This window comes from Pseudomonas sp. PSPC2-3 (assembly GCF_049898265.1).
GTDB lineage: Bacteria > Pseudomonadota > Gammaproteobacteria > Pseudomonadales > Pseudomonadaceae > Aquipseudomonas > Aquipseudomonas veronii.
Map to the genome: position 1 here is coordinate 158,088 of NZ_JAFCXJ010000004.1, position 26,116 is coordinate 184,203.

Consider the following 26,116-nt stretch of genomic DNA (forward strand, 5'->3'; position numbering starts at 1 on the left):
CATGTTACGTACAATCAACTTCATGGGCGTTCGCAATATTGCGTTCGGCGTCACCGTGCTCCTTACCGTTCTGGCGTTGTTCAGCTGGTTCCATAAGGGCCTGAACTACGGTCTGGACTTCACCGGCGGTACGCTCATCGAGCTGACCTACGAGAAGCCGGCCGACGTGACTCAGGTGCGCGAAGAGCTGGTCAAGGCCGGCTATCACGAAGCTATCGTGCAGAGCTTTGGTGCGACCACCGATCTGCTGGTGCGGATGCCGGGCGAAGACCCGCAACTGGGTCACCAGGTTGCCGAGGCCTTGCAGAAGGTCGGCGGTGATAACCCGGCGGCGGTCAAGCGCGTCGAGTTCGTCGGCCCGCAAGTGGGTGAAGAGCTGCGCGACCAGGGCGGCCTCGGCATGCTGATGGCGCTGGTCGGCATCATGATCTACCTGGCGTTCCGCTTTCAGTGGAAGTTCGGTGTCGGCGCCATTGTCTCGCTGATCCACGACGTGGTCGTGACCGTGGGCATCCTGGCGTACTTCCAGATCACCTTCGACCTGACTGTGCTGGCCGCGGTGCTGGCGATCATTGGTTACTCGCTCAACGACACCATCGTGGTATTCGACCGGGTTCGCGAGAACTTCCGCGTACTGCGCAAGGCGACGTTGATCGAGAACATCAACATCTCCACCACCCAGACCCTGTTGCGCACCATGGCGACGTCGATCTCCACCTTGCTGGCGATCGCAGCACTGATGATCTTCGGTGGCGACAACCTGTGGGGCTTCTCCCTGGCGCTGTTTATCGGCGTTCTGGCGGGCACCTACTCGTCGATCTACATCGCCAACGTGGTGCTGATCTGGCTGAACCTCAACAGCGAAGACCTGATCCCTCCGGCCGCGACTGGCAAGGAGGTCGACGACCGCCCTTGATGGGTGGTTGTTGATCTGCTGTTACAAAGAAGGCGCGAGTATTGAACTCGCGCCTTTTTTTTTGCTCCAAGGCTGGGTATAGCGCGGATCTTTCGGTCCGTTTGTGATGGTCAGGAGGTTCAACGTGAACAAGTCGTTACTGGTTGGTGCGGTATTGGGTGCTGTCGGTGTGACTGCCGGGGGTGCTGTTGCCACCTACAGCCTGGTAAAAAGCGGCCCTGAGTATGCGCAAGTGCTGGCGGTGCAGCCGGTGAAAACCCAGATTAAAACCCCGCGCGAGGTCTGCAAGGACGTCGCCGTGACCCGGCAGAAGCCGGTGCAGGATCAACACCAGATCGTCGGTACGGTGGTCGGTGCGCTGGCCGGTGGCCTGTTGGGCAACCAGATCGGTGGCGGTAACGGTAAGAAGCTGGCCACCGTGGCCGGTGCGGTCGGTGGCGGTTATGCCGGTAACAAGGTGCAGGAAGGCATGCAGAACCGCGATACCTACACCACCACGCAAACCCGTTGTAACACCGTCAACGACATCAGCGACAAGGTCGTCGGTTATGACGTGCGTTACACCTTGGATGGCAAGGAAGGTTCGGTGCGTATGGATCGTGACCCAGGCGGCCAGATCCCGGTCGATAAAGAGGGGCGTCTGATCCTGGGCCAGAACCAGCAATAACCCCGGGCCTGGCACAGTTCACAATGTGGGAGGGGGCTTGCCCCCGATGGCGGTGTGTCAGTCAGCCTATCTGTAGCTGAAACTCCGCTATCGGGGGGCAAGCCCCCCTCCCACAGTTGGCTTGTGGTGTTGCTGGTATTTAAGCTCACACCAAATTCCAGGCATAAAAAAAGCACCCCGAAGGGTGCTTTTTTGTGCTCGCTCGCTTAGCGCTTCAGCGAAGCCGGCAGGTGCGGCTGGATCGCCGTCAGCACTGCCTTGAAGCATTTGGTGTTGCCGGCTACCACGTGGCCTTTCTCCAGGAAGTCATGACCGCCGGTGAAGTCGCTCACCAGGCCGCCGGCCTCTTGGATCAGCAGGGCGCCCGCTGCCATGTCCCACTCGGACAGGCCCGATTCCCAGAAGGCATCGAAACGACCGGCGGCGACGTAGGCCAGGTCCAGGCTGGCTGCACCGGCGCGGCGGATGCCGGCGGTCTGGCCAACCAGGGCGCGGAACATACCCAGGTAGTTGTCCAGGTTGTCCATCTGGTCGTCACGGAATGGGAAGCCGGTGCCCAGCAGGGCGCCGTCCAGGCTGGTGCGGCCGCTGACGCGCAGGCGACGACCGTTCAGCTGGGCGCCACGGCCACGGCTGGCGGTGAATTCTTCCTGGCGAACCGGGTCCAGCACAACGGCGTGTTCCAGGCGGCCACGGTATTTGCAGGCAATGCTCACGGCAAAGTGGGGGATACCGCGCAGGAAGTTGGTGGTGCCATCCAGTGGATCGATGATCCACAGGTAGTCTTCGCCTTCGCCGCTGCCTTTGTGCAGGCCGGTTTCTTCGCCGAGAATGCCGTGGGTCGGGTAGGCCTTGCGCAGGGCGTCGATGATTTTCTGTTCGGCGGCGCGATCCACCTCGGACACATAATCCTTGGCGTCTTTTTCGTCGACCTTGATGGTATCCAGGCGCTCGATGGAGCGGAAGATCAATTCACTGGCGCTGCGGGCGGCGCGCAGCGCGATATTCAGCATGGGCTGCATGGATGTGTCACCTAAGGTTGTTAAAGAAAGCCGAGCATTCTAGCAGAAACTTTCTTCAGGTGAAGGACGGCGTGAGCTTTCGTGGCATAACCTTAGGCTGTTCTGTAAGATTTGCTCCCCTTTCCCGTGTCCGAGAGCGCCTCCCTTGCTGCAAAACATTCGTGTCGTCTTGGTCAATACCAGTCATCCCGGCAATATCGGCGGGGTGGCGCGAGCCATGAAAAACATGGGGCTGACGCGCCTGGTGCTGGTCGAGCCGCGCGTGTTCCCGCACCACGAGGCCGATGCCCGCGCATCCGGCGCCAATGACATCCTTGAAAAAGCCCAGGTCGTCGCCACTTTGGAAGACGCATTGGTCGGCTGCAACCTGGTGCTCGGCACCAGCGCCCGCGACCGGCGCATCCCCTGGCCATTGCTCGATCCGCGTGAATGCGGGACCAAAGTGGTGGAAGAGGCCGCCGGCGGCGCTGAAATCGCCCTGGTGTTCGGCCGTGAAGACTCCGGCCTGACCAACGAAGAGCTGCAGCGATGTCATTATCATGTGCATATTCCATCAGACCCGGAGTTCAGCTCGCTGAACCTCGGGGCGGCGGTGCAGGTGTTGAGTTACGAAGTACGCATGGCCTGGCTGGCCGCTGAAGGGCAGCCGAGCAAGGTTGAGAAGGATGAAGTGGCGTCGACCAAGAGTGGTGAGTTGGCCACCATGGACGAGCTGGAGCGGTTCTATGAACACCTGGAGCAAACCCTGGTGGCCATCGAATTCCTCGATCCGGAAAAACCGCGGCACTTGATGGCGCGCCTGCGTCGTCTGTACGGACGCAGCTCGGTCAGCCGGGCGGAAATGAATATATTGCGTGGCATCCTCACGGAAACCCAGAAAGCGGCCCGTGGCGAGCTTCTTAAGCGGAAGGATTAAAAATGTTCGAGCGTTTGCGAGAAGATATCCAGAGTGTTTTCCACCGTGACCCGGCGGCGCGCAACGCCTTTGAAGTACTGACCTGCTACCCGGGCATGCATGCGATCTGGATTCATCGCCTGTCCGGTGCCTTGTGGGGCATGGGCTGGAAATGGCTGGCGCGGGTGGTGTCCAACTTTGGGCGCTGGTTGACCGGCATCGAGATTCACCCGGGCGCCAAGGTCGGCCGCCGCTTCTTTATCGACCATGGCATGGGCATCGTGATTGGCGAGACCGCCGAAATCGGTGACGACGTGACCCTGTACCAGGGCGTAACCCTGGGCGGCACCAGCTGGAACAAGGGCAAGCGTCACCCGACCCTGGAAAACGGTGTAGTGGTCGGGGCAGGCGCCAAGGTGCTGGGTCCGTTCACCGTGGGGGCAGGGGCCAAGGTCGGCTCCAATGCGGTGGTGACCAAGGCGGTGCCGCCGGGCGCAACCGTGGTCGGCATTCCGGGGCGCATCATCGTCAAGCCGGAAGTCGGCGATGAGCAGGAAGCCAAGCGCAAGGCTATGGCTGAGAAGATCGGCTTCGATGCCTACGGCGTCAGCGAAGACATGCCCGACCCGGTGGCCCGTGCCATCGGCCAGTTGCTCGACCACCTGCAGGCGGTAGACGGCAAGCTGGACGGCATGTGCGGCGCGCTGAAGGAACTGGGCAGTAACTATTGTGCGAAAGACCTGCCTGAGCTGCGCGAAGAGGACTTCGCCGAGATCAAAGACGAAGCCGCCACCAAGGCTGGCTGAAGCCTCGCGATCACCAAAAGTCCCCTGTGGGAAGGGGCTTGCTCCCGATAGCGGTGGGGCAGTCACCCATACATTGACTGGTCCTTCGCCATCGGGAGCAAGCCCCCTCCCACAGGTTGTTCTCCATTGGTCTTGGAATTCCTGCTTGGCCGCTGTTCCTTCTGTTCGTCCCCACCCCATCCTGCTATTATTTGCGCGCCCTTTTTACGGGTAATCCTGACTAAAGTACTAGGTCTTATAGTTGACTTAAATACTCGGGAATAGCATACTTGCTCCCATTCTGAAACACCTTGGTACTTGTCCATGAGACTGACTACAAAAGGCCGATACGCGGTGACCGCCATGCTTGACTTGGCTTTGCACGCGCAAACTGGGCCGGTGTCCCTGGCCGATATCTCCGAGCGCCAAGGCATTTCCCTGTCCTACCTCGAGCAACTGTTCGCCAAATTGCGCCGCAGCAATCTGGTCTCCAGTGTGCGTGGGCCGGGTGGTGGCTATCAACTGTCCCGCGACATGCAGGGCATCCAGGTGGCCCAGGTGATCGACGCGGTCAACGAATCCGTCGATGCCACCAAATGCCAGGGTTTGGGTGATTGCCATGCCGGCGACACCTGCCTGACCCACCACTTGTGGTGTGACTTGAGCCTGCAGATCCATGAGTTTTTGAGTGGTATCAGCTTGGCTGATCTTGTGACTCGCCGTGAGGTGCAAGAAGTAGCCCAGCGTCAGGACCAGCGCCGTTGCAACACCAAGGCGCCGCGTCTGGACAAGATTGAAGCGTCCGCCGTCGAGTGACAGCCGAAGAGCTAACGGCACGCCAGCCAGCCTGATTTAGGAGAAAGTCCATGAAATTGCCGATTTACCTTGATTACTCAGCGACCACCCCGGTTGATCCGCGTGTCGCGCAAAAGATGAGCGAATGCCTGCTGGTTGACGGAAACTTCGGCAACCCGGCGTCGCGTTCCCACGTATTCGGCTGGAAAGCCGAAGAAGCGGTTGAAAACGCTCGTCGCCAAGTCGCCGACCTGGTGGGTGCAGATCCACGCGAAATCGTCTGGACCTCCGGTGCCACCGAATCCGACAACCTGGCAATCAAGGGCGCCGCGCATTTCTACGCGACCAAAGGCAAGCACCTGATCACCACGAAGATCGAGCACAAGGCGGTCCTCGACACCATGCGCCAGCTGGAGCGTGAAGGGTTCGAAGTCACCTACATCGAGCCGACCACCGACGGTATCGTGACGCCGGCGATGATCGAAGCGGCCATGCGTGAAGACACCATCCTGGTTTCCGTGATCCACGTGAACAACGAAATCGGCACCATCAACGACATCGCGGCCATCGGCGAGCTGACCCGCTCCAAAGGTGTGTTGCTGCACGTCGACGCGGCTCAGTCCACCGGCAAGGTCGACATCGACCTGTCGAAGCTGAAAGTCGACCTGATGTCGTTCTCGGCGCACAAAACCTACGGCCCCAAAGGCATCGGAGCCCTGTACGTGAGTCGCAAGCCTCGCGTGCGTATTGAAGCCACCATGCACGGCGGCGGTCACGAGCGCGGCATGCGTTCGGGCACCCTGGCGACTCACCAGATCGTCGGCATGGGCGAAGCGTTCCGTATCGCCAAGGAAGAAATGGCTGCCGAAAACGTGCGTATCAAGGGCCTGAGCGATCGCTTCTACAAGCAGGTCGAAAACCTTGAAGAGCTGTACATCAACGGCAGCATGACTGCCCGTGTACCGCACAACCTGAATTTGAGCTTCAACTACGTCGAAGGCGAGTCGCTGATCATGGCGCTCAAGGACCTGGCGGTTTCGTCCGGTTCGGCCTGCACCTCGGCCTCCCTTGAGCCGTCCTACGTACTGCGCGCCCTGGGCCGCAACGACGAACTGGCGCACAGCTCGATCCGCTTTACGTTTGGCCGTTTCACCACCGAAGAAGAAGTCGACTACGCCGCGCAGAAAGTCTGCGAGGCCGTCACCAAGCTGCGCACCTTGTCGCCGCTGTGGGACATGTACAAAGACGGCATCGACATTTCCAAGATCGAGTGGGCGGCACACTAACTATAGAAGCCGCCACCCCAGCTCTGTAGGAACGTGGCGGAAAACGCAGACGTTTTTACAGGGTTCCAGAGCGGCCCTGATGAGTGAGGATTCAGTACCATGGCTTACAGCGAAAAGGTCATCGACCACTACGAAAACCCGCGCAACGTCGGCAAGATGGACGCGGAAGACCCTGATGTCGGCACCGGCATGGTCGGCGCTCCGGCGTGCGGCGATGTGATGCGCCTGCAGATCAAGGTCAACGAACAAGGCATCATCGAAGACGCCAAGTTCAAGACTTACGGCTGCGGTTCGGCCATCGCCTCCAGCTCCCTGGCGACCGAGTGGATGAAAGGCAAGACTCTGGATGAAGCAGAGACCATCAAGAACACTCAGCTGGCCGAAGAACTGGCCTTGCCGCCAGTGAAGATTCACTGCTCCGTACTCGCAGAAGACGCCATCAAGGCGGCCGTTCGCGACTACAAGCAGAAGAAAGGCTTGATCTAAAGCATTTGGCGACGAGTAAGGAGTCAACGATGGCTATCAGCATGACAGAAGCGGCTGCGCGGCACGTGCGACGCTCCCTGGATGGGCGCGGTAAAGGTGAGGGGATTCGTCTGGGTGTTCGCACCACGGGCTGTTCCGGCCTTGCCTATGTGCTGGAGTTCGTCGACGAGGTGGTGGCGGAAGATCAGGTGTTCGAAAGTCACGGCGAGAAAGTGATCATCGACCCGAAAAGCCTGACCTACCTGGACGGCACCGAACTCGATTTCGTCAAGGAAGGGTTGAACGAAGGCTTCAAGTTCAACAACCCCAACGTGCGCGGTGAATGTGGCTGCGGCGAAAGCTTCAACATCTGAGGCTACTTGTGGGCACTCCTTGTCATTTCGCTTTATTCGAGTTGCAACCGAGCTTTCGGCTGGACCTCGAGCAGCTTGCCACGCGCTACCGTGAATTGGCGCGTGGCGTGCATCCGGACCGCTTTGCCGACGCTTCCGAGCGTGAACAGCGCCTGGCGCTGGAGCAGTCGGCCAGCCTCAACGAAGCCTATCAGACCCTCAAAAGCCCCCCCAAGCGCGCGCGTTACCTGCTCGCGATGAACGGTGGTGAGTTGCCGCTGGAAGTCACGGTGCATGATCCGGACTTTCTGATGCAGCAGATGCAGTGGCGCGAGGAACTCGAAGACTTGCAGGACGAAGCCGATCTGGCGGGTGTCGCAGTCTTCAAGCGGCGTCTGAAAGTGGCCCAGGATGAGCTCAACGAAAGCTTCGCAGCCTGTTGGGACGATGCAGCGCAACGTGAGCAGGCCGAACGCCTGATGCGGCGCATGCAGTTCCTCGACAAGCTCTCCTACGAAGTGCGCCAGTTAGAAGAGCGCCTCGACGATTAACCCAGCGCTGCTCCTGTTGCACGCCTGAAAGACAGATAAGACCTGATTACCATGGCCCTACTGCAGATCGCCGAACCCGGCCAAAGTCCTCAACCGCACCAGCGTCGCCTGGCGGTCGGGATTGACTTGGGCACCACCAATTCCCTGGTCGCCGCCTTGCGCAGCGGCCTGTCCGAGCCGTTGCCCGATGCTGATGGCCAGGTGATCCTGCCGTCGGCGGTGCGCTATCACGCCGATCGCACTGAAGTCGGTGAGTCGGCCAAGCTGGCGGCGTCCACTGACCCGTTGAACACCGTGCTGTCGGTCAAGCGCTTGATGGGTCGTGGGTTGTCCGACGTCAAGCAATTGGGCGATCAACTGCCGTACCGCTTTGTCGGCGGCGAGTCGCACATGCCGTTCATCGACACCGTCCAGGGCCCGAAAAGCCCGGTGGAAGTGTCGGCCGATATCCTCAAGGTGCTGCGCCAGCGCGCAGAGACCACCCTGGGCGGCGAACTGGTGGGGGCGGTGATCACCGTGCCGGCGTATTTCGACGACGCCCAGCGCCAGGCGACCAAGGACGCGGCGAAACTCGCCGGCCTGAACGTACTGCGCCTGCTCAATGAGCCGACCGCGGCCGCCGTGGCCTATGGCCTCGACCAGCAGGCCGAAGGCCTGGTCGCCATTTACGACCTGGGCGGCGGTACCTTTGATATTTCGATCCTGCGCCTGACCGGCGGGGTCTTCGAAGTGTTGGCCACCGGCGGCGATACTGCCCTGGGCGGCGATGACTTCGACCATGCGATCGCGCGCTGGATCATCAGCAGTGCCGGTTTGTCCGATGACCTGGACCCGGGCGAGCAGCGCCATCTGCTGCAAACCGCCTGCGCCGCCAAAGAGGCCCTGACTGACGCGGCCTCTGTTGACGTTTCCTACGGCAATTGGTCGGCCAAACTGACTCGCGAAGCCTTCGATGCGCTGATCGAGCCGATGGTCGCCCGCAGCCTCAAAGCCTGTCGCCGCGCCGTGCGTGACTCCGGCGTAGAGCTCGAAGACGTGGCTGCCGTGGTCATGGTCGGTGGTTCGACCCGCGTGCCGCGCGTGCGCGAAGCCGTTGCCGAAGCGTTCGGTCGTCAGCCGCTGACAGAAATCGACCCGGATCAAGTGGTGGCCATTGGTGCCGCGATCCAGGCCGATACCCTGGCGGGCAACAAGCGCGACGGTGGCGAACTGTTGCTGCTCGACGTGATTCCGCTGTCCCTGGGCCTGGAAACCATGGGTGGCCTGATGGAGAAGGTGATTCCGCGCAACACCACCATCCCCGTCGCCCGCGCCCAGGATTTCACCACCTACAAAGACGGCCAGACGGCCATGATGATTCATGTGCTGCAGGGCGAGCGCGAGCTGATCAGCGACTGCCGCTCCCTGGCGCGCTTCGAATTGCGCGGTATCCCGGCGATGGTCGCGGGCGCGGCGAAGATTCGCGTGACCTTCCAGGTCGACGCCGATGGCCTGCTCAGTGTGGCTGCGCGTGAATTGGGCTCGGGCGTTGAAGCCAGCATCCAGGTCAAGCCGTCCTACGGCCTGACCGACGGCGAAATCGCCAAGATGCTCAAGGATTCGTTCCAGTATGCCAGTGACGACAAGGTCGCCCGCGTGCTGCGCGAGCAGCAAGTCGATGCCCAGCGCCTGCTCGAAGCGGTGCAGGGCGCTCTGGATGTCGACGGCGAACGCCTGCTGGATGCCGAAGAGCGCATGGTCATCGACCTGCAGATGCAGGAACTGGCCGAATTGATGAAAGGCTCCGATGGCTATGCCATCGAGCAGCAGACCAAGCGCCTGTCGCAAGTGACCGATGCCTTCGCTGCCCGCCGCATGAACCAGACGGTAAAAGCCGCCCTGGCGGGCCGCAACCTGAATGAAATTGAGGAATAATTGATGCCGCAGGTCATTTTTCTGCCACACGCCGAGCATTGCCCGGACGGTATGGTCGTGGAGGCTGAGACCGGCAAGTCCATCCTCGAAGTTGCCCATGACAACCACATCGAGATCGAAAGTGCCTGCGGCGGTGTCTGCGCTTGCACCACTTGTCACTGCATCATTCGCGAGGGTTTCGACTCTCTGGAAGAAGCTGACGAGTTGGAAGAAGACTTTCTTGACCGTGCCTGGGGCCTGGAGCCGACTTCTCGCCTAAGCTGTCAGGCCAAGGTCGGGACCGAAGACATCACCGTCGAAATTCCGAAATATTCGCTCAACCATGCGGCCGAAGCGCCGCATTGATTCAAGGAAGTGTCATGAGTCTTAAATGGGTTGATGTGCAAGAGATCGCTATCCTGTTGGCCGATGGCAATCCGGATATGGATCCCTACTCGCTGAACTTTGTCGCTTTGCGTGACATGGTCATGGCTTTGCCTGGGTTTGACGATGAGCGCGACCGCGGCGGTGAAAAGGTCCTGGAAGCGATCCAGACTGCCTGGAACGAAGAACAGGACTGACGCCTCCTTTACGCAGTTAGGCAATACCCAAGAACCCGCGTATAATTCGCGGGTTTAATTTTTCGCAAATTACCGTTTCTGGAGTTACACCATGGCTGTTCAACGTACTTTCTCCATCATCAAGCCTGACGCTGTTGCAAAAAACGTCATCGGCGAGATCACCACTCGTTTCGAAAAAGCCGGCCTGAAGGTTGTAGCCTCGAAACTCAAGCAACTGTCCAAGGCTGAAGCTGAAGGCTTCTACGCTGAGCACAGCGCTCGTGGCTTCTTCGGCGACCTGGTTGCCTTCATGATCTCCGGTCCTGTTGTCGTTCAGGTTCTGGAAGGCGAAAACGCTATCGCTCTGAACCGTGAGCTGATGGGCGCTACCAACCCTAAAGAAGCAGCTGCCGGCACCATCCGTGCTGATTTCGCTGATTCCATCGACGCCAACGCTGTACACGGTTCGGACTCCGAAGCCGCTGCTGCCCGCGAAATTTCGTACTTCTTCGCAGCTACTGAAGTAACCACTCGCTAAGCATTGGCTTAAGAGTGAAGGTGAATCCATGACTACATCGACTGTAAAAACCAACCTGCTGGGTCTGACTCAACAGGAAATGGAAAAATTCTTCGACTCGATCGGGGAGAAGCGTTTCCGTGCCGGTCAGGTAATGAAATGGATTCACCACTTTGGCGTCGATGATTTCGACGCCATGACGAACGTCAGCAAGGCCCTGCGCGACAAGCTCAAGGCTATTGCCGAGGTCCGTGGTCCCGAAGTTGTCAGCGAGGACATCTCCAGCGACGGCACCCGTAAGTGGGTGGTGCGCGTGGCGTCCGGCAGCTGCGTCGAGACCGTCTACATTCCCCAGGGCAAACGTGGCACCTTGTGCGTTTCGTCCCAGGCAGGCTGTGCCCTGGACTGCAGTTTCTGCTCCACCGGCAAGCAAGGCTTCAATAGCAACCTCACTGCCGCCGAAGTCATCGGCCAGGTGTGGATTGCCAACAAATCCTTTGGCAGCGTCCCGGCGACCGTCGACCGTGCCATCACCAACGTGGTGATGATGGGCATGGGTGAGCCGCTGCTGAACTTCGACAACGTGATCGCGGCCATGCACCTGATGATGGACGACCTGGGTTACGGCATCTCCAAGCGCCGTGTGACCCTGTCGACCTCCGGCGTGGTGCCGATGATCGATGAGCTGTCCAAGCACATCGACGTCTCCCTGGCGTTGTCGCTGCACGCACCCAATGACGCATTGCGTAACCAATTGGTGCCGATCAACAAGAAGTATCCGCTTAAGATGCTGCTTGAATCTTGCCAGCGCTACATGTCGTCCCTGGGCGAAAAGCGCGTGCTGACCATCGAGTACACCTTGCTCAAGGACATCAACGACAAGGTCGAACACGCGATCGAGATGATCGAGTTGCTCAAGAACATCCCGTGCAAGATCAACCTGATTCCGTTCAACCCGTTTCCCCATTCTGGCTATGAGCGGCCGAGCAACAACGCCATCCGCCGTTTCCAGGATCAACTGCACCAGGCCGGCTTCAACGTCACCGTGCGTACCACCCGTGGTGAAGACATCGATGCCGCCTGTGGCCAATTGGTAGGACAGGTGCTGGATCGCACCCGTCGCAGCGAACGTTATATCGCCGTGCGCGAACTGAGCGCCGCCGACGATGTGCCGCAAAGCGCCGCGACTCGAACCTGAGAGAGGATCTCTATGCCCTTGCGCCTTGCGCTGCTTTTGCTTGTTACCGGTCTCGCGGCCGGTTGTGTTTCATCGGGCTATGACAGCCCTTTGCAAACCGGCAAGGGCCGCGAAGAGGCGCGAGTGGCTTATGTGCAACTGGGCTTGGGTTACCTGCGCCAGGGCATGAGCGAGCAGGCCAAGGTGCCGTTGAAAAAGGCCCTTGAACTGGACGGCGACGATGCCGAGGCCAATGGCGCACTCGCCCTGGTGTTCCAGGCCCAGGCCGAGCCTGAGTTGGCCGAGCAGTATTTCAGCAAGGCCCTGGCTTCCCGTCCTGCCGATCCCCGGCTGCTGAACAACTACGGCAGCTTCCTGTTCGAGCAGAAACGCTATGACCAGGCTTCCCGTTATTTCCAGCAAGCCAGCGCCGATACCCTCTACCCAGAACGGTCGCGCGTGTTCGAGAACCTTGGGGTGGCCTCCAAGCGTCTCGGCCAGCGTGACATCGCGCGCCAACACCTGGAAAAAGCCCTGCACCTGAACAGTCGCCAGCCTCGCGCTTTGCTCGAAATGGCTGAGTTGTCTTACGAAGACAGGCATTATGTGCCGGCACGTGACTATTACGAACGTTTTAGCCTGCTCAGCGGGCAAAATGCACGTAGTCTATTGCTCGGTGTGCGCCTGGCGACGGTTCATGAAGAACGCGACACGGCCGCACGTTATGGCCAGCAACTCGAACGACTCTATCCCGGTACGCCGGAATATCAGCAATACCTGTCGGAGCAATGATGAAAGCGGCGCACCCGGAAGTTGTAGCAGCTAATCGCGTAAACCCAGGCGACACTTTGCGTCAGGCCCGCGAAAGCAATGGTTGGTCGCTGGCGGAAGTGGCCCTCAAGCTCAATTTGACCACCACGTCCCTGGGCAACCTGGAAGCCGGCGCGTTCGACAAGCTGCCTGGGCATACCTTCGCCCGCGGCTATATTCGCGCCTACGCCAAATTGTTGGGTATCGACCAGGCCATCTTGGTCCAGCAATTCGACCAGGTCACCGGCACCGACTCCCAGGGCAGCAACGTCCATGGCCTGGGGCGCATCGAAGAGCCGGTGCGGGTGTCCCATACGATCCTGCGCATCGTCAGCCTGCTGCTGCTGATCGCCGTGATTGGTGGCGGTTTCGTCTGGTGGCAGGACCAGGCCTCCCAGCGCACCAAGGACCTGACCAGCAACGCCATGGAGCACGTCGAAGTCGAAAGCGCCGACGGCACCACGCAGATTCACCCGTTGGACGAGCCGGAAGACCAGGCTGTCGCCGAAGGCCAGGCTGCGCCCGAAGCGCCAGTGACGGCCGAGCAACCCGCGGCGGAATCGGCCCCGGCGGCCACCACTGCTGCGGTGCCGGCTCCAGCCGTACCGGCGCACGCCCCGGTCGTACCGGCTGCACCGGCGCACACTCCGGCGGCGCCTGTGGCGCAAGCCACCGCCCCGGTCGCTCCCGTGCAGGCGCCAGCGCCTGCCGCCGCCCCGACGGCCCCCGCGATTTCGCCGCCGACCACTCCCGTGTTGATCGCCGGTGACGGGCACGTACAAATTACCTTCGTTGCTGACTGCTGGACGCAACTCAGCGATGGCAATGGCAAAGTGCTGTTTAGCGGTCTGAAGCGTAAGGGAGATACGCTCGACCAGGGCGGCAAGCCTCCTTTGACGCTGCGTCTGGGCTTTGCCCGTGGCGCGCAAGTGGCCTACAACGGCCAGCCTGTCGACGTAGCGCCGTTCACCAGTGGCGAAACTGCTCGCCTGAAGTTGGGACAATAGTCATGCACGGCGAATCTCCAATCAAACGTCGCGTATCGCGCAAGATCTGGGTCGGCTCGGTGCCGGTGGGTGGCGACGCCCCCATCGCGGTACAGAGCATGACCAACAGCGACACCAACGATGTCGCTGCCACCGTCGCCCAGATCAACCGTCTGGAAGCCGCCGGTGTCGACATCGTGCGGGTTTCCGTACCGGATATGGATGCCGCCGAAGCCTTCGGCCGCATCAAGCAACTGGTCAAGGTGCCGCTGGTTGCCGACATCCACTTCGACTACCGGATCGCTTTGCGCGTGGCCGAACTGGGCGTCGATTGCCTGCGCATCAACCCGGGCAACATCGGTCGCGAAGACCGTGTGCGCGCAGTGGTGGATGCTGCCCGTGATCGCGGGATTCCGATCCGCATCGGCGTCAACGCCGGTTCCCTGGAAAAAGACCTGCAAAAAAAATACGGCGAGCCGACCCCGGCCGCGCTGGTTGAATCGGCGCTGCGCCACGTTGAACACCTTGAGCGTCTGAACTTCCAGGACTTCAAGGTCAGCGTAAAGGCCTCCGACGTGTTCATGGCGGTAGAAGCCTACCGCCTGCTGGCCAAGGAAATCGTGCAGCCGCTGCACCTGGGTATCACTGAAGCGGGCGGTTTGCGCTCAGGCACAGTGAAATCTGCGGTGGGTCTCGGTATGCTGCTCGCCGAAGGGATTGGCGATACTATCCGCATCTCCCTGGCGGCAGACCCGGTAGAGGAAGTGAAGGTCGGTTACGACATTCTCAAATCCCTGCATTTGCGTTCCCGTGGCATCAACTTCATTGCCTGCCCGAGCTGCTCGCGGCAGAACTTCGACGTGGTGAAAACCATGAACGAACTGGAAGGGCGCCTCGAAGACCTGCTGGTGCCGCTGGATGTCGCGGTGATCGGTTGTGTGGTCAACGGGCCGGGTGAAGCCAAGGAAGCCCATATCGGCTTGACCGGCGGCACGCCGAACCTGATTTACATCGACGGCAAGCCGTCGCAGAAACTGACGAATGACAATCTGGTGGATGAGCTCGAAAGACTGATCCGCCAGAAAGCGGCCGAAAAGGTCGAGGCTGACGCTGCAGTTATCGCGCGCGGCTGATCCAGCGAATTTAAGGAATAGATGTGAGCAAGTCTCTGCAAGCCATTCGTGGCATGAACGACATCCTTCCGGAGCAGACGCCGCTGTGGCGCTACTTCGAGAACACCGTTGCGCGTCTGCTGGATAACTACGGTTACAAACAGATCCGTATGCCGATCGTCGAGTTCACCGAGCTGTTCAAGCGCTCCATCGGTGAAGTGACCGACATCGTTGAAAAAGAGATGTACACCTTCGAAGACCGCAACGGTGATTCCCTGACCTTGCGTCCGGAAGGCACCGCCGCGTGCGTGCGCGCCGTGCTCGAGCATGGCCTCACCGGCGGTGGCCAGCCGCAGAAGCTGTGGTACATCGGGCCGATGTTCCGCCACGAGCGCCCGCAGAAAGGCCGTTATCGCCAGTTCCACCAGATCGGCCTGGAAGTGTTCAACCTCGACGGTCCGGACATCGACGCCGAACTGATCGTGCTGACCTGGCGCCTGTGGGGCCTGCTGGGCATCCGCGATGCGGTCAAGCTTGAACTCAACAGCCTGGGCACCAGTGAGTCCCGGGGCCGCTATCGCGTCGCCCTGGTCGAGTACCTGTCTGCCCACCTGGACAAGTTGGACGAAGACAGCCAGCGCCGTCTGAAAACCAACCCGTTGCGCGTCCTCGATACCAAGAACGCCGACACGCAGGCCGTGCTGGTCAATGCGCCGAAGATGGCCGATTACCTGGACGACGAATCCCGCACCCACTTCGAGGGGCTCAAGGCGCGCCTGGAAGCCGCCGGGATTCCTTACGTGATCAACCCGAAACTGGTGCGCGGCCTCGACTACTACAGCAAGACCGTGTTCGAGTGGGTCACCGACAAGCTCGGCGCCCAGGGCACCGTGTGTGCCGGTGGCCGTTATGATGGCCTGGTCGAGCAGATGGGCGGCAAGCCGACCCCCGGCGTGGGTTTTGCCATGGGTATCGAGCGCCTGATCCTGCTGCTGGAAACCCTGGAACAGGTTCCGGAAGAAATCTCCCGTCAGGTGGACGTGTACCTGTGCGCCTTTGGCGAGGCCGCCGAACTGGCTGCCCTGGCCCTGAGCGAAAAAGTGCGCGACCAGTTGCCGAACCTGCGCCTGCAGATCAATGCCGGCGCCGGCAGCTTCAAGAGCCAGTTCAAGAAGGCCGACAAGAGCGGTGCGCTGTACGCGCTGATCCTCGGCGATGACGAATTGGCCCAGCAAGTGATAGGTTTCAAACCCCTGCGTGGCCAGGGCGAGCAACAGAACATTGCCTTTGATGCGCTCGCCGCGCACTTGGCCACCTGCGTCGTGCAGGGTTGAAGCTGTCGAACAGCCGAATTTAGCGATTAAGGAGTGTTGGGGTGTCGAGTACTGATGATGAGCAGCTGGCCGAGTTCAAGGACTGGTGGCAGCGTAACGGCAAGCCCCTGGTTACCGGCGGCCTGCTGGCTTTAGTGGTGGTGTTCGGCTGGCAAGCCTGGCACAAGTATCAGGCCAACCAGTCCCAAGGCGCCTCGATCCTCTATCAGCAATTGCTGGAAAGCACGCTGACGCCGAGCGGCAAGCCCGATCCTGCGCAAGTGGCAGACCTGGCCGGCAAGCTCAAGAGCGAATTTGGCGGTAGCACCTACGCCCAATACGGCAGCCTGTTCGTCGCGAAAGTCGCGGTCGACACCGGCAAGCTGGATGACGCCGTCGCCGAACTGAAGGCCATCGCCGACAAGCCGACCAACCCGACCCTGGGTGAAATCGCACGTCAGCGCCTGGCTCAGGTATTGGCGGCACAGAACAAGGCCGACGAAGCACTCAAACTGCTCGACGGCGACGCTGACAAGGCATTTGTAGCCACTCGCGAAGAGCTCAAGGGTGACCTGTTGGTCCAATTGGGTCGTACCGACGAAGCCAATGCTGCGTACAAAAAAGCCAAGGCGGCGCTGTCTGATGAAGCGGCGGTCGGTGGCTTACAAATCAAGCTCGACGACTTGGCCAAAGGGGATGCGTGACGTGATCCGTTGGAAACATGCAGCATTGCTGGCTCTGGCCGTTCTGGCCGCGGGTTGCAGCAGCAACAGTAAAAAAGAACTGCCTCCGGCCGAGCTGACCAGCTTCAAGGAAGAAGTGGTCCTGCAAAAGCAGTGGAGCCGCTCCATCGGTGACGGTCAGGGCGAAACCTACAACATGTTGGTACCGGCAATCGACGGTGACAACATTGTGGCCGCTGACGTGACCGGCGTGGTGATCTCCATGGATCGCATGAACGGCGACGTGAAGTGGAAGAAAGACCTCGAACTGCCTGTATCCGGCGCCGTCGGCGTGGGTTACGGCATGGTCATGCTCGGCACGCTCAAGGGCGAAGTCGTGGCGCTGGACTCCAGCACCGGTGAAGAGAAATGGCGCGCTCGCGTGACCAGTGAAGTTCTCGCACCGCCTGCCACCAACGGCGACATCGTCGTGGTGCAAACCCAGGACGACCGTGTGATCGGCCTCGACGCCAGCACCGGCGCCCAGCGTTGGTTGTACGACAGCACCCCTGCGGTGCTGACCCTGCGCGGTACCAGTGGTCCGGTTGTGACCAATAATCTGGCCGTTGCGGGCCTGTCGACCGGTAAAGTGGTCGCCCTGAATACCCAGAACGGCGTGCCGATCTGGGAAACGCGTGTGGCGATCCCGCAAGGTCGTTCGGAACTGGATCGCGTCGTCGACATCGACGGTGGCTTGCTGCTGTCCGGCGAAACCCTCTACGTCGCTACCTACCAGGGCCGTGTCGCGGCACTGGACCTGCAAAGCGGCCGCGTCAACTGGCAGCGTGATGCTTCCAGCTACGCCGGTGTCGCCCAAGGGTTTGGCAGCGTCTACGTAAGCCTGTCGTCTGGCACCGTTGAAAGTGTCGACGAACGTTCCACCACTGCGCTGTGGAGCAACGACTCTCTGGCCCGCCGTCAACTGTCGGCACCGGAAGTGTTCTCCAGCTACGTAGCGGTAGGCGACTTCGAAGGCTACCTGCACCTGCTGAGCCAGGTAGACGGTCGCTTTGTGGGTCGCGAGCGCATCGACAGCGACGGCCTGCGTGCGCGTCCGCTGGTCGTGGGTAACATGCTTTATGTGTTTGGCAACAGCGGCAAGCTGGAAGCCCTGACCATCAAGTAAAGGTTTGACTATGCTTGGGGTTACCCCCAGGCGGCCCTGCTTCATTGCTTAATGTAGGAGCGAGCTTGCTCGCGAAGGACGTCAACGCTCACGCGGGTTTCTGGATAAACGCGGCGTCCTCAGGTTTTTCGCGAGCAAGCTCGCTCCTACAGGAACCAGTGTCGGGCAGGGTATGTGGCATTTCAAATGCCGCCCCGAGCACCAGCCGCTGCCTTGCAGCGGCTTTTGTATTTTCTGAAATAACGAAGTGGAGAGCCGCATGGTTCCCGTAATCGCCCTGGTGGGCCGACCTAACGTCGGCAAGTCCACCTTGTTCAACCGCCTGACCAGGACTCGCGACGCCATTGTCGGCGACTTGTCCGGTCTGACCCGTGATCGCCAATACGGTGAGGCAAAGTGGCAAGGGCGCTCCTACATTATTGTCGACACCGGTGGTATCTCCGGTGACGAGCATGGCATGGATGAAAAGATGGCCGAGCAGTCGCTGCTGGCCATTGAAGAAGCCGATGTCGTGTTGTTCCTGGTGGACGCCCGCGCGGGCTACACCGCTGCCGACCAGATGATCGGCGAGCACCTGCGCAAGCGCAACAAGCGTTCCTACGTGGTCGCCAACAAGATCGACAACATCGATCCTGAAATGGCCCGTGCCGAATTCAGCCCGATGGGCCTGGGCGACGCGATCCCGATCGCCGGTGCCCACGGTCGCGGCATCACCCAGATGTTGGAAATCGCCCTGCGCGACTTCCCTAAGGATGACGCCGAGGAAGAAGAGGGCGAAGAAGAGGTCGTCGCCGAAGGTGAGGAAGCCAAGCGCATTCCGGGCCCGAGCGAAAAAGACGGTATCAAGATCGCCATCATCGGCCGTCCCAACGTCGGCAAGTCGACCCTGGTCAACCGTATGCTCGGTGAAGACCGGGTCATCGTGTATGACCAGCCCGGCACTACTCGCGACAGTATCTACATCCCGTTCGAGCGTAACGACGAGAAGTACACGCTGATCGACACCGCCGGTGTGCGCAAGCGCGGCAAGATCCACGAGGAAGTTGAAAAGTTCTCCGTGGTGAAAACCCTGCAGGCGATCAAAGACGCCAACGTGGTGATCTTCGTGATGGACGCCCGCGAAGGCGTGGTGGACCACGACCTCAACCTGCTGGGCTTCGCCCTCGAGGCTGGTCGGGCGCTGGTGATCGCGATCAACAAGTGGGACGGCATGACGCCGAGCGAGCGCGATTTCGTCAAGATCGAACTGCAGCGTCGTCTATTCTTCGTCGAGTTCGCCGATATCCACTTCATCTCGGCACTGCACGGTACCGGTGTGGGCAACCTCTACGCGTCCGTACAGAACTCGTTCAAGTCCGCGGTCACCCGCTGGCCGACCAACCGTCTGACCCAGATCCTCGAAGACGCGGTCGGCGAGCACGCACCGCCGATGGTCAACAACCGCCGGATCAAGCTGCGTTACGCCCACTTGGGTGGTGCCAACCCGCCGATTATCGTGATCCACGGTAACCAGATCGAGAAGGTGCCTAAATCCTACGTGCGTTACCTGGAAAACACCTACCGCCGTGTCTTGAAGCTGGTCGGTACGCCGATCCGTATCGAGTTCAAGGGTGGCGAGAACCCATACGAAGGCAACAAGAACACACTGACTGACCGTCAGGTGAACAAGAAGCGTCGTTTGATGACTCACCACAAGAAGGCCGACAAGAAGCGCCGCGACAAGCGCTGATTCCGACCTCGCAAAAAGGGCTCTTTACGGGCCCTTTTTTGTGCGCGGTGGTTTGCGCCTTGACCCGATGCAGTTGGCAGCTTAAAACTTGGGGTTCACCTGCAGGGGCCTCCGATGATCAACAGCAAGCTGCCAAATGTCGGCACGACCATTTTCACCATCATGTCGCAACTCGCTGCCGAAACCGGCGCGCTCAACCTGTCCCAGGGCTTCCCTGACTTCAATGGCCCGCAGGGTTTGCTCGATGCCGTGGGCAAGCATGTCGCCAGCGGCCATAACCAATACGCGCCGATGACCGGCCTGCCAGCCCTGCGCCAGCAAGTGGCGGCCAAGATCGCGCGCAGCTATGGCGCCACGGTCAGCCCCGACAGCGAAGTGACGATCACGCCCGGAGCCACGGCGGCGATCTTCTGCGCGATCCAGGCGGTGATCCGCAGCGGCGATGAGGTCATCGTGTTCGACCCGTGCTACGACAGCTATGAGCCTTCGGTCGAGTTGGCCGGCGGTCGCTGCGTGCATGTGCAACTGAACCTGGAAAACTTCAGCCTCGACTTTGAAAAGATCCAGGCGGCGTTGTCTGCGCGCACGCGCATGATCATCCTGAACACGCCGCATAACCCCACTGGCGCACTGATCAGCCGCGCCGAGCTGGACCTGTTGGCGGCCTTGATCCGCGACCGCGATATTTACCTGGTCAGCGATGAGGTCTACGAACATCTGGTGTTTGACGGTGTGCCTCATGTCAGCGTGCTGGCCCACGAAGAACTGTATCAACGTGCGTTCGTGGTCAGTTCCTTCGGCAAGACCTATCACGTCACCGGCTGGAAAACCGGCTACGTGGTCGCGCCACCGGCACTGACCGTCGAATTGCGCAAGGTGCATCAATATGTCAACTTCTGCGGCGTGACCCCGCTGCAGTACGCGTTGGCAGACTTCATGGCCGAACACCCGGAACACGTCGAAGAACTGCCGGCCTTTTACCAGGCCAAGCGCGACCTGTTCTGCGACCTGTTGACGCCGTCGCGTTTCAGCTTTACCCGGGTCACCGGTACTTACTTCCAACTGGTGGATTATTCAGCGATTCGCCCAGACCTGGATGACGTCGCCATGTCGTTGTGGATGACCCGCGAGCATGGCGTAGCGACGATCCCGGTTTCGGTGTTCTACCAGCATCCACCCCAAGGCCAGCGCCTGGTGCGCCTGTGCTTTGCCAAACGCGAGGAGACGCTGCAACAAGCAGCTGAGAAACTATGCGTGATCTGAATGCACTACCCGACCTGAACATCGCCCTGGTCCAGACCAGCCTGGCCTGGCACAACCGCCAGGCCAACCTCGATCACTTCGAACTGTTGCTGGAACAGGCTCGTGGCGCTGACCTGATCATCCTGCCGGAGATGTTCACCACCGGTTTCTCCATGGACTCGGCCACCCAGGCCGAACCGGAAAATGGCCCGACCCATCGCTGGCTCCAGAGCCAGGCGGCGAAGTACAACGCGGTGATCACCGGCAGTGTGATCATCCAGGCCGCCGACGGCAGCCACCGCAACCGTCTGTTATGGGCGCGGCCGGATGGCGAGGTGCTGCATTACGATAAGCGCCACCTGTTCCGCATGGCCGGCGAGCACAATCACTACACGCCCGGCGAGCGCCAGGTGCTGTTCGAGATAAAGGGCTGGCGTATTCGCCCATTGATTTGCTACGACCTGCGTTTTCCGGTGTGGAGTCGTGACGCCCAGGATACTGACCTGCTGCTGTACACCGCCAACTGGCCGGGGGCGCGACGCCAGCATTGGAACCGGTTGCTGCCAGCGCGGGCGATCGAGAACCTGTGTTATGTGGCGGCGGTGAATCGGGTGGGTACCGACGGCAAAGGCTTCGCTTATACCGGGGATAGCCAGGTGCTGGACTTCCAGGGTGAGAGCCTGTTGAGTGCGGGGGAGGCGGACGGGGTGTTTACGGTGTGCCTCAAAGCGGATGAATTGGCGGCTTACCGCAGCAAATTTCCGGCGAACCTGGATGCCGATACTTTTCAGTTTGTCTGACAGACCGCTATCGCGGGCAAGCCCACTCCCACATTCGAGCCGAACACGGTCAAAATGTGGGAGTGGGCTTGCCCGCGATGAGGCCCCAACAGACCACACACATCCAAAGCCCAACAAAAAAGGCCCCTGAGTTCTCACCCAGGGGCCTTTTGCATGTCAGCGCTCGGTTGTTTACGCCGCTTTTGCTTCCAAATGGCTCAACGAGCGGTTCAGGGCGCTGAATACCGCCTTGAAGCTGGCCGTGGTGAAGTTTTCATCAATGCCCACGCCATGCACCGGACGCTCACCGTTCACTCGCAGCTCGATGTAGGCCGCAGCCTTGGCGTTGGTGCCGGCACCGATCGCGTGTTCGTTGTAGTCCATGATTTCCACGCCAATCGGCAGGCTGGCGACCAGGGCTTCGAGCGCGCCGTTGCCCTTGCCGTGCCAGCGCAGGTTGGTTTCGCCCTGGCCTTTGCCCGAGACTTCCACTTCCACGGTGCTGTTACCGTTTTCTTCCTGCAGACGATGGCTGACCAGCGCGTAGGGCGTGTTGGCTTGCAGGTATTCACGCTGCAACAGCGCGTGAATCTGCGAAGCGCTCATCTCCAGGCCCACGCGGTCGGTTTCGGCCTGAACCACTTGGCTGAACTCGATCTGCATGCGACGCGGCAAGCTGATGCCGTATTCCTGCTCCAGCAGGTAGGCGATGCCGCCTTTGCCCGACTGGCTGTTCACCCGGATCACCGCCTCGTAGCTGCGGCCGATGTCGGCCGGGTCGATCGGCAAGTACGGCACTTCCCACAGGGCGTCGGGTTTCTGCTGGGCGAAGCCCTTGCGGATTGCGTCCTGGTGGGAGCCGGAGAATGCGGTGTGTACCAGGTCGCCGACATACGGGTGACGTGGATGCACCTGGATCTGGTTGCATTCCTCGACCACTTTGCGCACGCCATCGATGTCGGAGAAGTCCAGCTCAGGGTTCACGCCCTGGGTGTAGAGGTTCAACGCCACGTTGACCAGGTCGACGTTACCGGTACGCTCGCCGTTGCCGAACAGGCAGCCTTCGACACGGTCGGCGCCGGCCATCAGGCCCAATTCGGTGGCGGCTACACCGGTGCCACGGTCGTTGTGGGTGTGCAGGCTGATGATCACGCTGTCACGACGGTTGACATGACGACCGAACCACTCGATCTGGTCGGCATAGATGTTCGGCGTGGCGCATTCAACGGTGGCCGGCAGGTTGAGGATCATCTTGTGCTCGGGCGTCGGGTTCCACACCTCGATCACTGCGTCACACACTTCCTTGGCGAATTCCAGCTCGGTGGCGCTGAAGGTCTCTGGCGAGTATTCGAACGTCCACTGGGTTTCCGGCTGCTGGGCGGCGTATTTGACGAACAGCTTGGCCGCGTTGACCGCGATGGCCTTGATCCCGTCCTTGTCCTGGTTGAACACGATGCGACGGAAGGACGGCGAGGTGGCGTTGTACAGGTGGACGATGGCTTTTTTCGCGCCGCGCAGGGATTCGAAGGTGCGCTCGATCAAGTCTTCACGGCCCTGGGTCAGCACCTGGATGGTGGTGTCCTCGGGGATGTGGTTGCCTTCGATCAGGGTGCGGACGAAGTCGAAGTCGGTTTGCGAAGCGGCCGGGAACGAGGCTTCGATTTCCTTCACGCCGACGGCGACCAGGGTCTTCCAGAAGCGCAGTTTTTTCACTGCATCCATCGGTTCGATCAGCGACTGGTTGCCATCACGCAGGTCGGAGCTGCACCAGATCGGCGCGGTGGTGATGGTTTTCGACGGCCAGGTGCGGTCCGGAATATCGATGGTCGGAAACGCGCGGTACTTCGAAGACGGGTCTTTGAGCATGCTCATCGGGAAATCCTTTGGTGGAGGGGCCGAAAAAGGGCGGCCTGCCGGAAAATTGTTATGGGGTATAAAACAAGGGACGAGGCAGATCGATTCAGCCTGGCAGTCGTGCGCTGACAAGGCACAGGCTGCGGTGCTGGCGGAGCAAAATGAGTGTGTGAGAGGTTTTCATAAGCTCAACCCTAACCGCCGGGGTGAAAGATGGCAAGTAGTCCAGAAAAATTGAGATAAGTTCTTCTGTGGGCGTAGGAAACGAGATTTTATGCTTGGTAAATAGTCTGGGGCTGGTTTTAATTGCGCAGCCTTTATCGGCTGCGCAATCGAGTCGGTCAAGGTTGAAATGCGCCGATAAAGATCGCGGGATCCACCCGTGCATCGTTCAGGCTGACATTCCAGTGCATATGCGGCCCGGTCGCGCGACCCGTCGCGCCGACCTTGCCCACCACCGCGCCGCGTGCCAGTTGCTGGCCCGGGCTGACATCGATCTTCGACATATGGCAGAACATGCTGATAAAGCCCTGGCCGTGGTCGACGAACACGGTGTTGCCGTTGAAGAAGTAGTTGCCGGTCAGGATCACCTTGCCCGCCGCCGGGGTCTTGATCGGTGTGCCGGCGGGGACGGCGAAATCCAGGCCGGAATGCGGATTGCGTTCTTCGCCGTTGAAGAAGCGACGCACGCCGAACTTGCTCGACAGCGGCCCGTTGACCGGTTTGTCCAGCAGCAGGTTGCTTGGCAGGTTAGGGCTGAAACTGCGGTAAGCCTTGATCTGCACCGCCAGCTCGGCTTCGATGCGCTTGAGTTGCGCCGGGGCGGGGTTGACCTGGCTTTTGTTCTTCAGGGTGATGCGCTGTTCCGGGTACTGCTTGTAGCCGACGATAAACGGCAGGTTGCGCCCGCCGCTGCTGATGCGTTCGTTGCCCGGTTTGACCGTCAACGGAATGCCGACAATCGCCAGCCAGTTGGCCTGTTCCTTGACCACCAGGACCGGCTTGCCCTGGTAGGTGGCTTTCGGCGCGGCCGCCGCGGGGCCGAGGTCGACGACGGCCACACCGCCGGGCACCGGCTTGTTCAAGGCCCGGATGATGAAGCTGTCGGCGTGGGCGTTGACGGTCAGGCACAGCAGCATCAACAGGCTGAAAAAACGTGGCATCGATCAATCCAATAACGAAAGGGTGACGGGTGTCAGGTGGTTGTCTTCCACCCGCACTTGCAATTGGCCTTCACCGAGGCGCGCAGTCAGGCGCTGGCCGGTGTGGGTCTGCGCGGCATTGCGAATCGCCTGGCCGCGCTCGTCGAGCAGGATGCTGTAGCCGCGGCCGAGAGTCGCCAGCGGGCTGACCACTTGCAGCGTCTGCACCTGGCTTTGCAGTTGCAGGCGGCGCGCCTTGAGGCCTTCGCGCATGGCGCGGGGCAGGCGTTCGGCGAGGCTGTCCAGGCGTTGGCGCAGCAAGGCCAGTTGGCGGCCGGGGTGTTGGCCGGCGAGGCGGGTTTCCAGGCGGATCAAGCGTTCGCGGCGGGTATTGAGGCTGCGTTCGAAGGCGCGGCGCAGGCGCATGTCCAGGTCATCCAGGCGCTGGGCCTGTTGGCGCAGACGTTCGCCGGGGTGGCGCAGGCGGCGGGCCATGCCTTCGAGGCGCAGGCGGTCGTGGCTCAGCCGGTTGCGCATCAGCATCACCAGGCGGCGGTGCAGGCTGTCGACCTGGCGCACCAGGTTTCTGGCGTCCGGAGCCAGCAGTTCTGCAGCGGCTGATGGCGTCGGCGCGCGCACGTCGGCGACAAAGTCGCTGATCGACACATCAGTCTCATGGCCGATGGCGCTGACGATCGGCGTCACGCACGCATCCACCGCCCGGGCCACGGCTTCTTCGTTGAAGCACCAGAGGTCTTCCAGCGAGCCGCCGCCACGGGCCAGGATCAATGCGTCGAAGCCACGCGCATCGGCCAGCTTCAGCGCGCGCACGATCTGCGCCACCGCTTCGCGGCCTTGTACGGCCGTGGGGATCAAGGTGAGTTGCACCTGCGGCGCGCGGCGGCGGAACACGCTGATGATGTCGCGGATCACCGCGCCGGTCGGCGAGCTGATAATGCCGATGCGCTGCGGATGGGCCGGCAACGCCACCTTGCGGTCGGCACTGAACAGGCCTTCGGCGCTGAGTTTTTCCTTCAGCGCATCGAAGGCCAGGCGCAGCGCACCATCGCCGGCGGGCTCGACGGTGTCGAGGATCAGTTGATAGTCGCCACGGCCTTCGAACAGCGAGACCTTGCCGCGCACTTTCACCGCCAGGCCGTCCTTCAAGGCCTGGCGCACCCGCGCGGCGTTCTGCCGGAACAGCGCGCAACGCACTTGGGCGCCGCTGTCCTTGAGGGTGAAGTACACATGGCCGGACGCCGGGCGGGCGAGGTTGGAGATCTCGCCTTCGACCCAGATATTGGTGAACACGTCTTCCAGCAACACCCGCGCACGGCCGTTGAGTTGGCTGACAGTCAGGACCTCGCGGTCCAGGCCCAGGCGGGCGAACGGATCTTTAATCATGGAAAGGGATCTTTA

27 protein-coding genes are annotated in these 26,116 nt (G+C 60.8%); 23 read left to right on the forward strand and 4 right to left on the reverse strand.

Features of this window, described 5'->3' with window-relative positions:
* The first annotated feature begins 1 nt into the window (after window position 1).
* On the forward strand, window positions 2–916 hold the full coding sequence (secF, locus tag ACP7E3_RS10710) for a protein translocase subunit SecF (protein ID WP_017846188.1): 915 nt from the start codon (window positions 2–4) through the stop codon (window positions 914–916).
* Between the two features lie 124 nt (window positions 917–1,040).
* Complete coding sequence (locus ACP7E3_RS10715) at window positions 1,041–1,583, forward strand: glycine zipper 2TM domain-containing protein (RefSeq protein WP_017846187.1); 543 nt, start codon at window positions 1,041–1,043, stop codon at window positions 1,581–1,583.
* Between the two features lie 206 nt (window positions 1,584–1,789).
* Here ACP7E3_RS10715 and suhB read toward each other — a convergent pair whose 3' ends face one another.
* Window positions 1,790–2,605, reverse strand: coding sequence for an inositol-phosphate phosphatase (gene suhB / locus ACP7E3_RS10720; RefSeq protein WP_017846186.1), 816 nt, complete (start codon window positions 2,603–2,605; stop codon window positions 1,790–1,792).
* 145 nt (window positions 2,606–2,750) lie between these two features.
* Between suhB and trmJ the strand changes: the two genes are divergently transcribed.
* The 21 genes from trmJ to ACP7E3_RS10825 all read left to right on the forward strand — a co-directional run bounded on the left by trmJ (window position 2,751) and on the right by ACP7E3_RS10825 (window position 21,722).
* A complete protein-coding gene (trmJ, locus tag ACP7E3_RS10725) occupies window positions 2,751–3,521 on the forward strand; it encodes a tRNA (cytosine(32)/uridine(32)-2'-O)-methyltransferase TrmJ (protein WP_003210307.1) in 771 nt (256 codons plus the stop codon).
* Between the two features lie 2 nt (window positions 3,522–3,523).
* Window positions 3,524–4,306 (forward strand): serine O-acetyltransferase, encoded by a 783-nt coding sequence (cysE, locus tag ACP7E3_RS10730; RefSeq protein WP_046382172.1) that lies wholly within the window; start codon window positions 3,524–3,526, stop codon window positions 4,304–4,306.
* A gap of 303 nt (window positions 4,307–4,609) precedes the next feature.
* On the forward strand, window positions 4,610–5,101 hold the full coding sequence (gene iscR / locus ACP7E3_RS10735) for a Fe-S cluster assembly transcriptional regulator IscR (protein WP_003194020.1): 492 nt from the start codon (window positions 4,610–4,612) through the stop codon (window positions 5,099–5,101).
* 50 nt (window positions 5,102–5,151) lie between these two features.
* Window positions 5,152–6,366 (forward strand): IscS subfamily cysteine desulfurase, encoded by a 1,215-nt coding sequence (locus ACP7E3_RS10740; protein WP_046382173.1) that lies wholly within the window; start codon window positions 5,152–5,154, stop codon window positions 6,364–6,366.
* A gap of 99 nt (window positions 6,367–6,465) precedes the next feature.
* Window positions 6,466–6,852, forward strand: a complete 387-nt coding sequence (gene iscU / locus ACP7E3_RS10745; protein WP_003443374.1) for a Fe-S cluster assembly scaffold IscU — start codon at window positions 6,466–6,468, stop codon at window positions 6,850–6,852.
* Window positions 6,853–6,881: 29 nt separating this feature from the next.
* On the forward strand, window positions 6,882–7,205 hold the full coding sequence (gene iscA / locus ACP7E3_RS10750) for an iron-sulfur cluster assembly protein IscA (RefSeq protein WP_010565230.1): 324 nt from the start codon (window positions 6,882–6,884) through the stop codon (window positions 7,203–7,205).
* Between the two features lie 8 nt (window positions 7,206–7,213).
* Window positions 7,214–7,735, forward strand: coding sequence for a co-chaperone HscB (hscB, locus tag ACP7E3_RS10755; RefSeq protein WP_046382174.1), 522 nt, complete (start codon window positions 7,214–7,216; stop codon window positions 7,733–7,735).
* Window positions 7,736–7,786: 51 nt separating this feature from the next.
* Window positions 7,787–9,649, forward strand: a complete 1,863-nt coding sequence (gene hscA, locus ACP7E3_RS10760; RefSeq protein WP_046382175.1) for a Fe-S protein assembly chaperone HscA — start codon at window positions 7,787–7,789, stop codon at window positions 9,647–9,649.
* Between the two features lie 3 nt (window positions 9,650–9,652).
* Window positions 9,653–9,994, forward strand: a complete 342-nt coding sequence (fdx, locus tag ACP7E3_RS10765) for an ISC system 2Fe-2S type ferredoxin (protein WP_104904502.1) — start codon at window positions 9,653–9,655, stop codon at window positions 9,992–9,994.
* A gap of 14 nt (window positions 9,995–10,008) precedes the next feature.
* Entirely contained in the window at window positions 10,009–10,209 is a 201-nt protein-coding gene (iscX, locus tag ACP7E3_RS10770) for a Fe-S cluster assembly protein IscX (protein ID WP_057004581.1), read from the forward strand.
* A gap of 91 nt (window positions 10,210–10,300) precedes the next feature.
* Window positions 10,301–10,726: a nucleoside-diphosphate kinase gene (gene ndk / locus ACP7E3_RS10775; RefSeq protein WP_017846179.1), complete on the forward strand. Its 426-nt coding sequence runs from the start codon at window positions 10,301–10,303 to the stop codon at window positions 10,724–10,726.
* 28 nt (window positions 10,727–10,754) lie between these two features.
* On the forward strand, window positions 10,755–11,903 hold the full coding sequence (gene rlmN / locus ACP7E3_RS10780; protein ID WP_017846178.1) for a 23S rRNA (adenine(2503)-C(2))-methyltransferase RlmN: 1,149 nt from the start codon (window positions 10,755–10,757) through the stop codon (window positions 11,901–11,903).
* 12 nt (window positions 11,904–11,915) lie between these two features.
* Window positions 11,916–12,674, forward strand: a complete 759-nt coding sequence (gene pilW / locus ACP7E3_RS10785; protein ID WP_057004580.1) for a type IV pilus biogenesis/stability protein PilW — start codon at window positions 11,916–11,918, stop codon at window positions 12,672–12,674.
* Window positions 12,674–13,699, forward strand: coding sequence for a RodZ domain-containing protein (locus tag ACP7E3_RS10790; protein ID WP_057004579.1), 1,026 nt, complete (start codon window positions 12,674–12,676; stop codon window positions 13,697–13,699). The genes pilW and ACP7E3_RS10790 overlap by 1 nt, the downstream gene beginning before the upstream one ends.
* Window positions 13,700–13,701: 2 nt before the next feature.
* On the forward strand, window positions 13,702–14,811 hold the full coding sequence (gene ispG, locus ACP7E3_RS10795) for a flavodoxin-dependent (E)-4-hydroxy-3-methylbut-2-enyl-diphosphate synthase (RefSeq protein ID WP_017846175.1): 1,110 nt from the start codon (window positions 13,702–13,704) through the stop codon (window positions 14,809–14,811).
* Between the two features lie 23 nt (window positions 14,812–14,834).
* On the forward strand, window positions 14,835–16,124 hold the full coding sequence (gene hisS / locus ACP7E3_RS10800; RefSeq protein ID WP_017846174.1) for a histidine--tRNA ligase: 1,290 nt from the start codon (window positions 14,835–14,837) through the stop codon (window positions 16,122–16,124).
* Window positions 16,125–16,165: 41 nt separating this feature from the next.
* Window positions 16,166–16,807 carry a YfgM family protein gene (locus ACP7E3_RS10805; protein WP_046382180.1) on the forward strand — a complete coding sequence of 214 codons (642 nt, stop codon included), beginning with the start codon at window positions 16,166–16,168 and terminating at the stop codon, window positions 16,805–16,807.
* Complete coding sequence (bamB, locus tag ACP7E3_RS10810) at window positions 16,800–17,951, forward strand: outer membrane protein assembly factor BamB (protein WP_017846172.1); 1,152 nt, start codon at window positions 16,800–16,802, stop codon at window positions 17,949–17,951. Before ACP7E3_RS10805 ends, bamB begins: the two co-directional genes overlap by 8 nt.
* A gap of 259 nt (window positions 17,952–18,210) precedes the next feature.
* A complete protein-coding gene (gene der, locus ACP7E3_RS10815; protein ID WP_017846171.1) occupies window positions 18,211–19,680 on the forward strand; it encodes a ribosome biogenesis GTPase Der in 1,470 nt (489 codons plus the stop codon).
* 114 nt (window positions 19,681–19,794) lie between these two features.
* Window positions 19,795–20,943, forward strand: a complete 1,149-nt coding sequence (locus ACP7E3_RS10820) for a pyridoxal phosphate-dependent aminotransferase (RefSeq protein ID WP_169864072.1) — start codon at window positions 19,795–19,797, stop codon at window positions 20,941–20,943.
* Complete coding sequence (locus ACP7E3_RS10825) at window positions 20,931–21,722, forward strand: amidohydrolase (protein WP_017846169.1); 792 nt, start codon at window positions 20,931–20,933, stop codon at window positions 21,720–21,722. Before ACP7E3_RS10820 ends, ACP7E3_RS10825 begins: the two co-directional genes overlap by 13 nt.
* A 171-nt stretch (window positions 21,723–21,893) precedes the next feature.
* Here the strand turns inward: ACP7E3_RS10825 and leuA are convergent, their stop codons facing one another.
* The 3 genes from leuA to xseA form a co-directional block, all read right to left on the reverse strand.
* On the reverse strand, window positions 21,894–23,573 hold the full coding sequence (leuA, locus tag ACP7E3_RS10830) for a 2-isopropylmalate synthase (RefSeq protein WP_057004577.1): 1,680 nt from the start codon (window positions 23,571–23,573) through the stop codon (window positions 21,894–21,896).
* A 323-nt stretch (window positions 23,574–23,896) separates the two neighbouring features.
* Window positions 23,897–24,718, reverse strand: coding sequence for a M23 family metallopeptidase (locus ACP7E3_RS10835; protein WP_046382182.1), 822 nt, complete (start codon window positions 24,716–24,718; stop codon window positions 23,897–23,899).
* Window positions 24,719–24,721: 3 nt separating this feature from the next.
* Entirely contained in the window at window positions 24,722–26,101 is a 1,380-nt protein-coding gene (gene xseA, locus ACP7E3_RS10840; RefSeq protein WP_426123096.1) for an exodeoxyribonuclease VII large subunit, read from the reverse strand.
* Window positions 26,102–26,116 lie beyond the last annotated feature (15 nt).